This is a genomic window from Alteromonas profundi, assembly GCF_010500865.1.
Lineage (GTDB): Bacteria > Pseudomonadota > Gammaproteobacteria > Enterobacterales > Alteromonadaceae > Alteromonas > Alteromonas profundi.
The window spans coordinates 145,216-159,163 of the sequence record NZ_JAAAWN010000001.1; the positions used below are offsets into that span (position 1 = coordinate 145,216).

12 protein-coding genes, 1 tRNA gene and 1 pseudogene are annotated in these 13,948 nt (G+C 40.6%); 6 read left to right on the top strand and 8 right to left on the bottom strand.

From position 1 onward, the window contains the following. The first annotated feature begins 23 nt into the window (after nt 1-23). Complete coding sequence (locus GTH32_RS00615) at nt 24-404, top strand: hypothetical protein (protein ID WP_163083296.1); 381 nt, start codon at nt 24-26, stop codon at nt 402-404. Between the two features lie 115 nt (nt 405-519). Here the strand turns inward: GTH32_RS00615 and GTH32_RS00620 are convergent, their stop codons facing one another. Then, nucleotides 520-1,434, bottom strand: a complete 915-nt coding sequence (locus GTH32_RS00620; RefSeq protein WP_163083297.1) for a DMT family transporter — start codon at nt 1,432-1,434, stop codon at nt 520-522. A 116-nt stretch (nt 1,435-1,550) separates the two neighbouring features. Here GTH32_RS00620 and GTH32_RS00625 point away from each other — a divergent pair, with 116 nt between their 5' ends. Further along, entirely contained in the window at nt 1,551-2,450 is a 900-nt protein-coding gene (locus GTH32_RS00625) for a LysR substrate-binding domain-containing protein (protein WP_163083298.1), read from the top strand. Between the two features lie 713 nt (nt 2,451-3,163). Here GTH32_RS00625 and GTH32_RS00630 read toward each other — a convergent pair. From GTH32_RS00630 to GTH32_RS00640, 3 genes are all read right to left on the bottom strand, one after another. Next, nucleotides 3,164-4,588 (bottom strand): hypothetical protein, encoded by a 1,425-nt coding sequence (locus GTH32_RS00630; RefSeq protein ID WP_163083299.1) that lies wholly within the window; start codon nt 4,586-4,588, stop codon nt 3,164-3,166. Nucleotides 4,589-5,056: 468 nt separating this feature from the next. Beyond that, nucleotides 5,057-5,578 carry an Lcl C-terminal domain-containing protein gene (locus GTH32_RS00635; RefSeq protein ID WP_163083300.1) on the bottom strand — a complete coding sequence of 174 codons (522 nt, stop codon included), beginning with the start codon at nt 5,576-5,578 and terminating at the stop codon, nt 5,057-5,059. Next, nucleotides 5,575-7,257, bottom strand: coding sequence for an Lcl C-terminal domain-containing protein (locus tag GTH32_RS00640; RefSeq protein ID WP_163083301.1), 1,683 nt, complete (start codon nt 7,255-7,257; stop codon nt 5,575-5,577). The genes GTH32_RS00635 and GTH32_RS00640 overlap by 4 nt, the downstream gene beginning before the upstream one ends. A 423-nt stretch (nt 7,258-7,680) precedes the next feature. Between GTH32_RS00640 and GTH32_RS00645 the strand changes: the two genes are divergently transcribed. Both GTH32_RS00645 and GTH32_RS00650 read left to right on the top strand, forming a co-directional pair. Next, entirely contained in the window at nt 7,681-8,787 is a 1,107-nt protein-coding gene (locus GTH32_RS00645; protein ID WP_163083302.1) for a helix-turn-helix transcriptional regulator, read from the top strand. Between the two features lie 315 nt (nt 8,788-9,102). Beyond that, a pseudogene (locus GTH32_RS00650) lies at nt 9,103-9,290 on the top strand (IS3 family transposase); the annotation flags it as partial. A gap of 128 nt (nt 9,291-9,418) precedes the next feature. Here the strand turns inward: GTH32_RS00650 and GTH32_RS00655 are convergent. The 3 genes from GTH32_RS00655 to GTH32_RS00665 form a co-directional block, all read right to left on the bottom strand. Continuing rightward, on the bottom strand, nt 9,419-10,402 hold the full coding sequence (locus GTH32_RS00655) for a toll/interleukin-1 receptor domain-containing protein (protein ID WP_163083303.1): 984 nt from the start codon (nt 10,400-10,402) through the stop codon (nt 9,419-9,421). A gap of 4 nt (nt 10,403-10,406) precedes the next feature. Then, nucleotides 10,407-11,051: a hypothetical protein gene (locus GTH32_RS00660; RefSeq protein ID WP_163083304.1), complete on the bottom strand. Its 645-nt coding sequence runs from the start codon at nt 11,049-11,051 to the stop codon at nt 10,407-10,409. A gap of 378 nt (nt 11,052-11,429) precedes the next feature. Beyond that, nucleotides 11,430-11,506, bottom strand: a tRNA-Ile gene (locus GTH32_RS00665). 306 nt (nt 11,507-11,812) lie between these two features. Between GTH32_RS00665 and GTH32_RS00670 the strand changes: the two genes are divergently transcribed. Further along, the gene (locus tag GTH32_RS00670; protein ID WP_163083305.1) at nt 11,813-12,613 is read left to right on the top strand and encodes an MbnP family protein; all 801 of its coding nucleotides are present in this window, start codon (nt 11,813-11,815) and stop codon (nt 12,611-12,613) included. Between the two features lie 215 nt (nt 12,614-12,828). After that, on the top strand, nt 12,829-13,158 hold the full coding sequence (locus tag GTH32_RS00675; protein ID WP_163083306.1) for a hypothetical protein: 330 nt from the start codon (nt 12,829-12,831) through the stop codon (nt 13,156-13,158). Here the strand turns inward: GTH32_RS00675 and GTH32_RS00680 are convergent. Beyond that, a complete protein-coding gene (locus tag GTH32_RS00680; RefSeq protein WP_163083307.1) occupies nt 13,155-13,841 on the bottom strand; it encodes a hypothetical protein in 687 nt (228 codons plus the stop codon). The genes GTH32_RS00675 and GTH32_RS00680 overlap by 4 nt on opposite strands. Nucleotides 13,842-13,948 lie beyond the last annotated feature (107 nt).

Below are 13,948 nucleotides of genomic sequence, written 5' to 3' on the forward strand. Positions count from 1 at the left end.
CCCCCTAGTTAAGGTTCATCACGATGAATTTAAAACTTATTTTTTTGATCTTTGTTTGTATGCCGTTTCAGGTTAAAGCTGACACATCAGACTTACCGGTTACACTTGCTCGCGACAACACCCGTATTCAGATAACTAATATGGGCGATTGCCCTATCTATAAATTGCGGGTTTATACTGCCCCACCAGCCGACTCAGGGTTTAAACGACTCTTGAATTCAATTGTCGCTGTCTCGTTTGAAAAAGACATTGGAACCCTAAACGAAAGTTCGTCAATTACACTTCCTAAGTCAGACCTTATTAATAGCGATGGTAAAAGGCTGGACTCATCTTATGTTATTGGGCGTTGGTATTTACGAGGCAGTTATTGCGGTGAAAACTTATCTAAAGTAATCAGCAATTAGCTAAAATAAAAATGGCGCGCTAAACAAGACAGGCATATCTAAACTAAGGTACTCGTTTTGTGTCTGTCTTGTTAAGTTCCATCACTCTTGGTTTGGTATTGCACTAAGCATAGATTTAGCTATCTGGACTCGAAGCTTTTGAAAAGGCATTCTTTCGGGCTATCTGTACCCGCCAAACACCTATCAATATCAGGCTCATTGCCAGTATATCAATTACTGAAACAGACTCTCCGACAAATAAGGCACCAATCAGTAATGCTACTACAGGAGGAATATAAGTCACTCCAGAAGCAGCAATAGCGCCCATTCGGTTTACTAGGAAATAATAAATAATGTAGGCAATGCCGGTACCAAATACACCTAAGCCCACAGCCAATCCTATAAATGCTTTTGTATCTTGAAATACTGCGCCTATGTCATAAAGGTCGGTTCCAAGTGGCAGCATGAGCAATGAAAGCCCGGTTTGATAAGTTGCAAGGGCTATCGGATTTAGGTTTAACGGTTTAACGTATTTACGCGCATAGACAAACGAAATGCCAACGCTTAGCGCTCCTGCTGTCATATAGAGTACTCCTGTAAGGTTGACCTGCTCGGCACCTGTATTCCAGGGTTCAGCAATTAATACCACCCCTGAGAAGCCTAACAGAATCCCACAAACAGAATTTTTATTAACGGGTTCGCCGGTAAGGAAAATCAAAGCAGCCAAAAAGGTAAACAATGGTATTGATCCGCTTAGCATACCGGCCACGCTCGAGGGAAGCAGGGCTGTTCCCTTGGCAAAAGCAAAGTAGTAAAGGGTAGTGGCCAGTACGGACATCGCCACAAAATGGTACCAGTATGCGAAATGCGATTTACGCAAAGAGCGAGTAAACAGTGCAACTAACAGTAAGGGAATAAAACCGAAAGCGACTCGCAAAAGCGTGATTTGGGTAGCATTTATCCACTCTGCTGCCCATTTCATAAAAATAAAATTGCTGCCCCAGATAACCCCTAGAGAAATAAAGGCTGCTAAGGTAATGTATTTTTGCATAAGGGTAAGCTCACTCTAGTCCATATTGAGCAATAGACTGCACCCTAGTTAAGCCGTTCACAAGTGATATAATCTTGTACGAGCTTGTAGAAAATCTACAGGATAAATGGAGGGGTATGTTACCTAACCTGAACACGTTAAGAGTTTTTGAGTCAGTTGCTAGATATCAGAACTTCAGGCTTGCCGCAGAGGAACTGCATCTTACGCAAAGTGCTGTGGCTCAACGCATCAGGCAACTTGAGTCCGATCTTGATATAGTCCTTTTTATTCGTCAGGCCAGAGGCCTTGAACTCACCGAGGCGGGACTGAAATATCAGCACTCGATAAAAACGGCGTTAACCATTATAAACGAGGCAACCCGGGCTATCACGCAAACCCCGCAGCATCTGGTGGTAAGCGTACCTCCCTCGCTCGGAGCGAAGTGGTTGCTTCCACGAATGAATGAGATAAACGATACCTTTCCACATATCGAGCTAAGAATTATAGCAAGCGAGAAAAAAACACACTTTGGAACTGACGGAGCCGATTTTGTAATTAGGTTCTCTCAACCTCCCTTTGATAGTACTTTACATTCAGAATGCCTATCAAAAATTAATCTTTGTGCTTTGGCTAGCCCCACTTATATAAACAAAAACAAAAAAATTGAACGCCTTGCTGACTTTGCGGAGCACCGTTTAATTGAAGATGCACATGAAAACTGGGGCAAACTCTCAAAACACATTGCTTTGCCGAATGCCAGTAAAGTTCTTAGGTTTGAACAAACCAGTTTAGCGATTGATGCTGCTCTAGCGGGACAAGGAATTTGCATTTCCCCTCATATGCTTGTTGAACAACATCTAACCAATGGCGAATTGGTGTTGTTACGAAGAATTGAGCTTTCAAAGGAGCAAGGCTATTTTTTGTTATATCCAAAAAATCGAAATTTCGTCAACGATAAACATCTGGTGCTTAGATGGCTAAAAGTAGAAATGAAAAAGATGGAAGAAAAGTGGATAGACTGGACTAGGAACAGCTGACTCGCCCGAACACCCTTTATAAGTAAAATTAGCTCGCTTGTAGCTCTCAAAGTGATAGGCTTTTCAGCCGCAAAGGTTGGTGCTTGTTGGGTAAACCAGCCTGAGCAAATAATGGGGATGTGCTAAATAACACAGGCATATTTAGTTTTGTAAATTACTACGGTGAATACGGCGACATAGAAGAAGCGTATGAACACTACGGTTTAGCCTATTCATACATTTACGAAAATAATGATATCAACAATATTTAACAGGCTTATGAGGCATTAAGCTCACGATAAACTGAGCAATTTTTGAAAACGTCGAACAACTGCTACCAGGGTAGATTATTTATCCTGAGTAGATATTGCCTCACGAACAATTATGACAACAATTTTCGTACTTTTTCTTTCTATATTCCCATAGTAGTCAACACCCGAGGTAATAGCCAAGGGATTATAAGGCAAAGGCCTGTAATCCCCACTTTAATACCTCTACAATAGATGCCTGCTTTTAAACTATAGTAAATAATCATATAGGCAGAAATGACAGACCATACTGTTGAGTAGGTAACGGATAACATGGGAGGTCCTAGAGGGACGCCTCTAAGTTCTTCTCTACCTAAATTTGTCAAATTCCCAATATAAACCGATATGAGCAGTGTTAATATAACGAATATAAAAATATCACCAAAACGTTTGAAAATTTCTCTAAGGTTCATAAAATTATTTCCTTCACTCCTTAATGCATAAAGCTTTAAACTTGCGCATAGCTTTGTGTACATCATCCATCACAAAATTATAATTACTCAAGAACGTTAATAGTTCTTCAGTCTCTTTCGGTGTTTCGTTTCGGTAAGACCAGTGTAGAACATCCTCGCCACTGTCAGGTTGAAGCATAACACCATAGCGTAACGCCTCGGCCAAGCCGTCCGCACCGCCTGACATATACGAAAGGAGGCTAAGACGATCCAGTTTACTTTCCGTTTTTCGCACTAAATTTTCAAGGAGGGTGAAACGGCGATTCGGAAAATGAGGTGACGTAGCTATTTGCATGCCATACAAGTCCGGAATATATTCAGAATCTTTAATATCGTCACCATTGTCCTTCAGCACTTTGTAAATCGCCGTGGAATAGAAATAGCGCTGAGGATTTGAAAAAAAATCTTCCGGCAGTTCAACCGAACTGAAAACTTCCTTTTTTCTCTGATTATATTCTTGCAGGTGGTACGAATGAGCTTTAATAGACCTGTTAATATCGATTGAGTAGCTCATCCCGGCGAATGTATCACCATAAACACCTAAAAAGCTTTGTCGTGCAAGTTCCCTACACTGCTCACTGTTATTGGCTACAATTTTCTTAGCATAGTAAGGATCATGCGCAACTGCTTCTTTTATCTCTACACTTTGGTCATAATTCTTCGCTACGCTTTTCTGAAGCTGATCGCCGGTGAGCAAAAATGGATAATCTACCATGTCATAAAAGCGAAGAATATCATTTCGATCATTCTGTTTTGCTAATTTTAGCAAGTTAACGTTACTCATTCCGGCTAAATTCACCTTAAGAAGGGAATCTGCGGAAAAGTAGCTTAAAATCCGGTTAACGAGTTGAGGTGAATCCTCAAGATATCGGGTATAGACTAATTCGAAAACAGTTAAAGTTGTTGGAGGATGACCATCAATATATTTTTGAATGACGGTGTCAGGCGCTCTCGCGGCGATTAGGATGTCGGATACTGAGTAGTTGTCCTCGTTCTTATAAGTTGTGGCAGACTGATGTTCTGAAATGAAACGATACAGCTCTTCCCACTGCCCTTGCGTTTGTGATTTTTCTAAAACATCGATATAACCTTCCTGCAAGTAGATTTCACGCTTCAACTGTTCGGCGGCATTAATGAGCGCGTCCTGTTCCTCTTCGCTCATTACCTTTTTCTTTTTTTGTGTAAATGAAAACCTGTTAAAAACCAGCCAAAAAGGGGAATACGTCATGGATTCGTGTAAAAGGTTTTCCTTAGGTTTCAAAATATTTGTATCTACCGTTTCTGGTATTTGTTTAGTCTCCAAAATAACAGCATTAGGCTCGCCTTCTTTTAAGGTAAATGAATAGTATATTACTATGATTAAAACTATCATCATCAAAGCCAATAGAAGCTTTTTCATTATAAAATCCTACTCACAATACTTCTTTTTCAGTTCGTGCCACGCATTACACTTAACATCATTCTGGGAGATTTCAAAAGCCCTTTAAACAAGACAGGCATATTTAAATCGAAATACTCGCTTTGTTAGTTAGTATCGTTTTATGCCTGTCTTGTTAGGTTTATTCAAAGGAGCAAGGCTATTTTTTGTTATATCCAAAAAATCGAAATTTCGTCAACGATAAACATCTGGTGCTTAGATGGTTAAAAGTAGAAATGAAAAAGATGGAAGAAAAGTGGATAGACTGGACTAGGAACAGCTGACTCGCCCGAACATCCTTTATAAGTAAAATTAGCTCGTTTGGGCGCGCTAAACAAGACAGGCATATCTAAACTAAGGTACTCGTTTTGTGACTGTCCTGCTTATTTACGAAAGTGGCTCTTAAACTCAAACTCTTTAGAATGCGGTTCGGCTAAACTGAAAGACAATCTATTGTTTGCGCACTAACCTAGAGAATAATTTTGAATTTTTACTCCGATGGTATTGGGGACCGACACTATCAAACGTAACGGCGTACACGCTATCTATATCACCTGGCGTAGATGTCCAATATGCAGAAAACTCTTGTTCAGGAGTGTTGGGAAATATCTCTAAATTTATTGCTGGCCGAAAACACGCTATTTCCATTATGCTGATAAGCTCTTTAAAATTAGGTAAGTGCCAATCGTCATTGCCTGCAAATATGTGCCCGTCGGCGTGTTTATGAGCCTCTAGCCAAGTGGCTGCCGCTGCTTCTCCTTGACATACTTGTTCGGCTTCATTCCAAGTTTGTCCTGTCGAGCATCGCATCCATACTAATCCTGTTTTGTCATCCGTAACCGTCCCATCTAAATTGTCAGTATAACGACTTCGTGGATTACTCTCAGTGAGTTCTGTAACGCAGTCAGCAAGAAGATGTTGAGGAAAAAAAACACCGATAAAGACAAAACTAATCATCGTGTGGTTTTTCATTGTTTTGCTCCCCTTACAAGCCTAATTTTCCCAGTATTATCTTTTTGATTTTGTGAAATAAATATCGTATCACCAAAATTAATTGTTATTGCGCCATGCAAGTAAATAGGATCTGCATAGGTATCAGAGGTCCAATAAGGGTCATAAATGAAGGCTATGGTGTTTGGGAAGTAGCGAATATCAATAGCAGCATTGTCATATTCAAAATTTTCCATAGTTGTAACAGATGCTATACTCAATAACTCAGTGGTCGTTGGTAAGCGCCAATCGTTAAACCCACACAAGTTACTGTCATTTATACGTTGAGTAAATTTGTACGAATCGCAATGTCCTGTATCCGAGCAGCTTCCCCCATCCTCCACACCAGGGTCTCCACCATTAGTACTTTCATTGGGGTCGAACCAACTATATTCGTTATAGCGATCTTGTACTCCACCATCACTTGTTTTCACCTCCCAGACTAAGCCTGTATTATCATCTTGAACACAAGACCACTCTGACGCCATCGCTGGTAGTTCTTGACCTTCTCTGTTTACTTTGGTGAAAGTAAAGCCTGTTAGACCGTCCGAATTATCAGGGTAGAGCACATCGCGCCCAGTAGTTGCATCTTGCCCTGTTGGTATAGGATCACCGTCCGCATCAACCGATAGGGCACAATCCAAATCATTGTTGTGTATGCCGCTATTCTCGAATGCGTAATCGCTACATTTAGTCGCGCCAGTATCGTTTAAAGCTACTCGTTCTGTTAACTCTATAACATTGATACTCATTGTATCTTCCGTAACGTCGCCATCATCATCACTCACCTGTAATAACAGCACTACTTCACTGTCTTTATTGACCCAAGGGGCAACAAAGCTCGTGGATAATTTATCGGGGTCGATGATTTGGATGTTCGGCCCGGAAATCTGACTCCATAAAATACCATTTAATGAACCGTCAGAATCGTAAGCCTCGGCAGCCAAAAATACTGTTTCACCTTCTTCAGTATCAAACGGCTCACCTGCATTGACTATAGGTGCATCATTTGCAATTACCGTTATTGTCGCTGTATCTGATGCAGTCGCTCCATCGTTATCAACAACAGTGACTTCCAATATGAAGTCCATATTTTCGGTTACATCCGGTGCCGTAAAGGTAACTTGTTCGTTATCTTTACCGGTTAACTCTAGGGCATCTCCTGTTAGTTGATTCCAACTGTAGGAAACGATTTCTCCATCTTCATCTGAAGCCTGCGCTACAAGAGTGACCACCGATTTTTCATCCACCTCCTTATCGTCGACTATGACTACACTAGGCGTTAAATTAAATGGGATAACCGTGATCGTAATATCATCTGTTGCTGTGGCGCCATCATCGTCAGTAACCGTTAACCGAAAAGAAATGTTAATTTCATCCTCTATTGCTGGAGCGACAAAAGTAGGAGTTGCCGTAAGGGTATTTGAAAGTTGGACGTTAATACCTTCTGTTTGTACCCACGAATAACTTACGATCGTCCCGTCTAAATCACTAGCAGACGCAGATAATGAGACAGTAGCACCTTCATCAACTGTCTGATCAGCGCCTGCATTCACCTTTGGTGGGGTGTTCGCTGTTGGGGTATCGCTTTCGCCACCCCCGCCTCCACATGCTGATACAAATAGCACTGAAAAGATGATCAAAAATTTCGCAGCACGCATTTCTAATGCCTCATTTTGTGACCGAATCGGTTATAACGAATCGTATTTCCATGTACCTGTACATTCATTGCTCACATGAAAATAACGACAGATTAATTGATTAAATATCCATAAGAAAATTTCATGCCACTACAGATATCATTTGAAGTTAAAATCTATTATCTGTAAAACATATTGATATCAGAGGCTTAATTCTTTCCGCATAATGTAATTTGTGTCTTTGCAAAGACATAAATTACAGGTAGTAAGGAAAGTGAAAAATAAATTGACTAGTTAATTTGAACTAGAGGTAAAGGTTTTCTAATCTTAAATTATTGAATGTTATGAATATGATTTCCATTAGCCATTTTTTGTTTCGATAAGGCATACCTGTAAATAGTAAAAGTTACTGACACACGCCGATACAGTTTAGAGGAGCTTCATATGGAAAACAGGTCACTTTCCCTGCTCATAGGTAAAATATATGACAGGGGAATACGTGGTGATTGGTTGGATGTGTTGGAAGATATTATGTTGTTGTCCAAATCCAATAAAATATTTTACATTGTAAGAGCTTCTAATTGCCTAAAGCCTATTATTTATGAATTTATTACTGGGTTTGATTATGACCGAAATGTTTTGGAATCTTATATCAACAATATTGAAAAAGACCCATGGTATCAAATCGCTAAGCTTAGCCTTCAAGGAGATTTATTGAGATATTCTGAGCTATTGCCAGTATCCTCTTTTTCGGCAAGCCAAATTTATAAAGACGTTTTTATACCAATGCGCACTCATCACTGTATTGGCGGGGTATTACTTAGGAATGAAAATTACGAGGCAACATTTGCTATTAACCGGGGAGCAGAGGACCCTCCATATAGTGATGATGATTTTGAGTTTCTAGAGTTGATAATGCCTCATTTATCAAGAGCTTTAGCTATTTCCCTCGAACTTCAAACGTACAAAAATATTGCAACAATTGCAGAAGGGATTTCCCGTAACTCTAGTAAAGCTATCATATTGTGTGATAAGGCAGCCAATATTCTTCAATTGAATAGTCGAGCTTCCACCTTATTAACTCAAAGTGGCTATTTTTCTTCAAATAAAAAATCGCTAAATTTAAACATAGATTATATCGATAGAAAGCTAAACGACATTATAGCCAATAATGCTATTTTTTCTGGTGATAATGTGAGGTGTAGACAAGTATTATTGTTAAATGTAATCCAGCATGAAACCTTATTAATTGAAGTAACGCCGCTGATGAGAAAATATACCGATTTAGGTGAAAATCTCGATTGTTGTTTAGTTGCGATTACAGCTGAGATGAACCTAGATTGGAATTCTTTTCAATCAGAATTTAGCCTAACGGAAAAGGAACTACAAGTAACTCAGTTGGTTTACTCTAAAAAGCGAGTTTCGGATATTGCACAATTACTTACTATTAAAGAGAATACTGTGCGCACACATTTACAGAATATCTACTCAAAAGTGAGAGTTAGCACTCAATCTGAGCTTATTGTTACATTGAATTTGTTTTCTAGGTAGAGGTTAGTTGAACTATTTTTACCCTCCTAGGTTACCTTCAGCTTGTAGATTCAACTAGCCGATATATCCTCCCAAACAACCGCGGAAAGGTCGAACAGGCCCCTAAACAAGACAGACATGTTTAAATCGAAATACTCGCTTTGTTAGTACTGTTTTATTCCTGTCTTCTGTCTTACTTATCCGCTTCTAGAAGCTGTATGGCGTCATCGGCAATGTAAAACTGACCCACTAACGACAATTTAAAATTGACCCACCTGAGGCACAATGACCACCGGTTATGAAAAACGGTGGTTGAGATGCAATGTTAAACCAGGAGTCTGGCGACGAAAGCCTAAAAAAGAAGGTATTAATACATTCAGACAGGTAGTCAGTTTACAGGCTATGAATGGAGTGACTTCTTAACAGAACATAACCTCAAAGCCAGCATGAACTGTCGAGGAAACTGCCACGATAATGCCGTTGCTGAGAGCTTCTTCCAACTACTTAAGCGAGAACGAATAAAGAGTGCTAAATAAGACAGGCATATTTAATACAAGGTTACCTATTGGTGGCTTCGTGTTGTGCCTGTCTAATTTAGTTTTATTAGGTTATAGAGTTTTGGCTTGTACTATAATAATAGATTGAGCTGAGTTTACTGGAATGGACTTTGAAATTGTCGACGCTGCTCCTTTCGCATGACTTCCATTTGCTGGCTGGCGAGGGTAAAGCGCAGCTCCAAACTGCTTAAATGCAGCAATTTACTCTCTTCAATTTGCGACAAATCAACGTTTCGCAAAGAATTAAGCAGCAGTTCGACGCCGCGGAAATCTGACTCTAAAAACCTAACATCCATATCTGACATTTTTAGGGCTCGCTCACAAGATTCGATTCGGTTCTCGATGGCAGCAAGCCTATCATTGAAATATACTATCGACATTGGTTGTTTGTTTCCAGCGCTTTTTTCTTTTGCCTTATCCATCATGGCTTTGGCAATACGCGCTTGGTTTTCGGGCGTTTGTGCAAACAAATTCGCAGTAAAATCGCTCTGTCCACTCAACAGGCCGAAAGACACAAACAGCGACTTAACTATGATGGCAAAGAATAGCAGAATGGGGCTGGCGGCAACACTTACTATAGTTATTTTATATTTTTGCCAGCGCTGATATTTACGAATTTTCTGTACACTGGTTCCGGATAACAATGCGGCAAGATGGCTCACTACTGACTTAATATCCTGTTGATAGTGATAAACCTTGTGTACCCTTTCTGATAACGTACTGACGACATGACTGTCATATGCGCTGATGTCAATATCTTCCAAAAAAAGTAAAATAATATTGTAGTTTGCATGATGCTGCGAGTAGAACGCAATTTCCTCACTTACCCATTTTGACGCCATTGATTGCTTACTGATCCCCACGACAAGATAGCGCGACTTACTTAATGCCTTGTAAAGGTTATCGCCAAGGTTAGCGGATGTGGGAAGCTCATCAGTATCTCTGAATATAGGAAACAAGCGAATTTTTTTGCCGTTCTGGTTAGGTAATTTTAAGTTCTCCAAACGCTTATGTAATGTCGCTACAGCTCCTTCGTCGAAGTGCGAATAGCTAAGAAATGCGTAATAAGAATCAGTCATTGGCCTACTCATTTCCTTGATCAAAAAGGTTCTGGTAGTGGTCTTCAATTTGGTTAATAGAGCTTAGTCCATCATGGGTGCAACGTACTAAAGCGATACTGGCGAGAACCGCTATGGCAATTTGCAATGAACGCTTTTGAAGGTGCGCTCGCTGGGTAATATCTCTAAGTGGTACCGAGAGAAGTCCTGCGCAGAGTTTCTGCAAAGCTAGTGTATTCATACCCTGACGAATGTCTGCAGCGATAGGCTCGAAAGTAGTTAAGGTTTCTTCATTTGATGGTGAGGAAAGGGCAGGAGGAAAACACTCATTTGCAGTATCATTCTTTTGACTAGCATTGGGTTCGCCATTAAGCAAAACGGCGAGGATGTTATCGCTATATTTACGAAAATCACCCACAGCGAGATTAACAGCAGCGTCAGCTGATGCCGTTTTTGAGCAAAGCACTATCATCAAGTCATTATGATGAAATTTATAGACGCTTTGATCGAAGTTTAAAAGCTTAAAAGGAATGTTGTTTTTAACTCGTACATATGATTTTAGTGCAGCAGGCAAGCGCAGACGCCTTATTTCTTGCTGTAGGTCATGCCAAATCGGCAGGTCCGCCTCTGATGCGCAAATCCAAACAGTTTTAAACTCACACTCAGCCATGACTCTTCCTTGCTTAGATATTGCTAGTCATTATCTTATTGCATTTACTTGCTCTACTATAATTAACTAGCAAGCAGGTTTGAACATTTTATTAACATATAGCAAATAATACTGCTCACGTCCTCTAATTTATGAGAGATATAATCGAATTTTTCTGCAATCATTAGTGCAGCAGAGTACAATGTAAATTACGCTATACTGAATCGTAGTTCATCGCTGTATCAAGAGTTATGACCCATTTTGCTATGCTGGTTCCCAGATGGGATGGTGTTATCAATAGGGTAAGATAAGTGCTGATCCCCGTTTATGGGGTAGAGCCCACATATGTAGCACAGGAAAATGTGGTTAGTAATAACTATCGTTGAGGCGTAGGAAGAATGGTGGCCCCACCCTGACTTGAACAGGGGACCTGCCGATTATGAGTCGGATGCTCTAACCAACTGAGCTATGGGGCCATTTTTGATATTTGCTGTGTTGGCATAATACATAATGCCGAAAAGCGAGCGCAAGTATAAGCAGTTTTAACTGCCTTGTCACGCCTATAACAAGGGTTACTGAACAGTTTGCTTTATTTTTGTGCAGTCTGGCCCAAATCATCCCGTTTTACGCTATTCATAAAAGCATTTCTTGACGCTCCTAGACTGACAGGCGCACTATTGCTGTATACTCATTAACTGATAGTAGTTGGTGGTAATCAGCTATAGTGGTAGGTGGTTTACCCCTTATCCTACAGGCTTTGTGTTTTACTGAGGAAAGATAACATGGCGATAAAATCTCACACTTTTACAGCGGTGTTTCTATCGATGGTGTTAATGCTTGCTGGATGTTCTGAATTCAGTGAGGATAAAACGCAAACAGGCGAAATTCCGTTTTTTCTTACTGGTATGAAGTCTACACGTTGTCCTATGCAAGTAAATGTACAGGGTGAAGCGTGGCAACTTGATTATTTTGGCTTTTATTTAAGTAACCCGGAAGTGCGCATTAATGGGCGCTGGCAGGCGGTAAAGTTTAAACAAAATGAGTGGCAGTCACACAATATTGCCTTGCTTCGTTTTCACCAACTTTGTGATGATACCGCTCCCTCGAATGACAATATAGTTCTTGATGTTACCGATAAATTTATGAAGCGGGCTACTAACCTTCGTTTTACCTTAGGCGTGCCCTTTGAAGAAAATCATCAAAGCCTAACCTCTGCATCGTTGCCCCTTGCAAATAGCGAAATGTTTACCAATGAACAAAGTGGGCATAAATTTCTACGTCTTGATTTGTCACAACCTGATAAAAACCGGGAATGGAAATACCACCTTGGCAGTATAGGCTGCGAATCGGCGTCACTTTCCTCTGCGCCGTTTAAAGCGTGCGCGTTTACCAATAGGGTTGAATTTATATTGCCCATGACCCAACTAGATACCGACTTAGCGCTAGAACTATCGGTATCTAATATAGTGTCGCAGGTAGACTTAGTGAACACCGAGGGGTGTACCACGCAAACTCCTGAGCAGCAGCCGTGCAAAAAGCTTCTTCATAATTTGCTGCACCGCCCTTGGCTAAAATGGGATTAACGGCGTAAACGCAAAGCAGGGGATAACAGGGCAAATGTTATGCGTATTAACAAGGCACTAGATATTTTTACACCTAGCGCCTATTTGTGTTTATACTTTGCAAAATAGTTTCAATAATAAGCCAATGCGTATGCAACCCGTTGCGTGATAGACTTGGCGATAATTAGATAATTTTTATACAGTGCTTACCTAGGCATGCAGGCGCGGAGAGAAGAATGACTGAAAAGCCCTTCATAACAAGTGGACGAAATACAATAATCCACAAAATTAGAAAGTTGGACTTGCTGATCGTTAATGGTGACGACCACCCACCTATTATTGTTACCTATAAAGGTATTAAACAATATGAAGGAAAAGTGCCAGAGAACAAGCGCGATGCCAAGTTGATGGATATGGAGTTGGTGGATTTAACCGCTAGCGATGTGTTTGGCGACGAAAAAATATTACTGTTTATTCAAACCCTTAATGGTAAAGAATATAAAATTGATTACAGTAAAATTGGCACCAGCATGTTTATTAAAATTCATCAGGATAGCTTTTTTTAACTGCCCATTAGGTTGTTGGGGGCGAAGTCTAGCTTCCCCCAACGCTCAGCCGATAACGAGTTAAACCCCTCAATGGGTTGGCTTGTGCCTTTTACTTGCACGTAGCGGCCTTGAAAAATAGAAAATCGACAGATATCTATGGGCGTCACTTCTGATGAGTTCACATCCTCTATCACTCTGGCCGTTTTTAGTCCCTCTGCAACCAATTCAGAGCAAAACCAGCGGCTGAAGTTTTCTTCGTTGTAACTAATACTTTTAAGCAATGGATGCCCATCAAAGGTGTCTACCGCAGACCCAAATAGCTGAAATATGTCGTAGGGCTTACCGTGTTGCTCGTGCATGAAGTTGAAAAATGCATGGTGATTTTGGTTAAACCGATCCCGCGCTTGGCGCCCTAAAGGTAGCCACCACATGTGGCCATTGTAGTTGTTTATCCTCTCACTTAGGCGATTGGTCATTACGCCTTGTTTGCCATTATAAATAGTGGCTTCCATTATCTTATTAACATAGCTGCCGCTAAGTTTGTCGGGCATGTTGGTGTGTAAAACTACTGCTATATGGGTTACCACTGAGCCGGTGGTAAATTTGGTCCACCGCGAAAATAAGCTATTTCCCCCAAACGCAATAATATCGCCCGGGCGCATATGCTCGCGTACTAAATGATAAGGTTGGTGCTCTAGCATTGTTGCTTTCCTGCTTAGCTATGTTTTAGCGCATGTATCAAAGTGTGTCTAGAACGCGATAAAGCGCGCCTTACCACGACTATTTATCGGTGTTTTCCACCCTATTA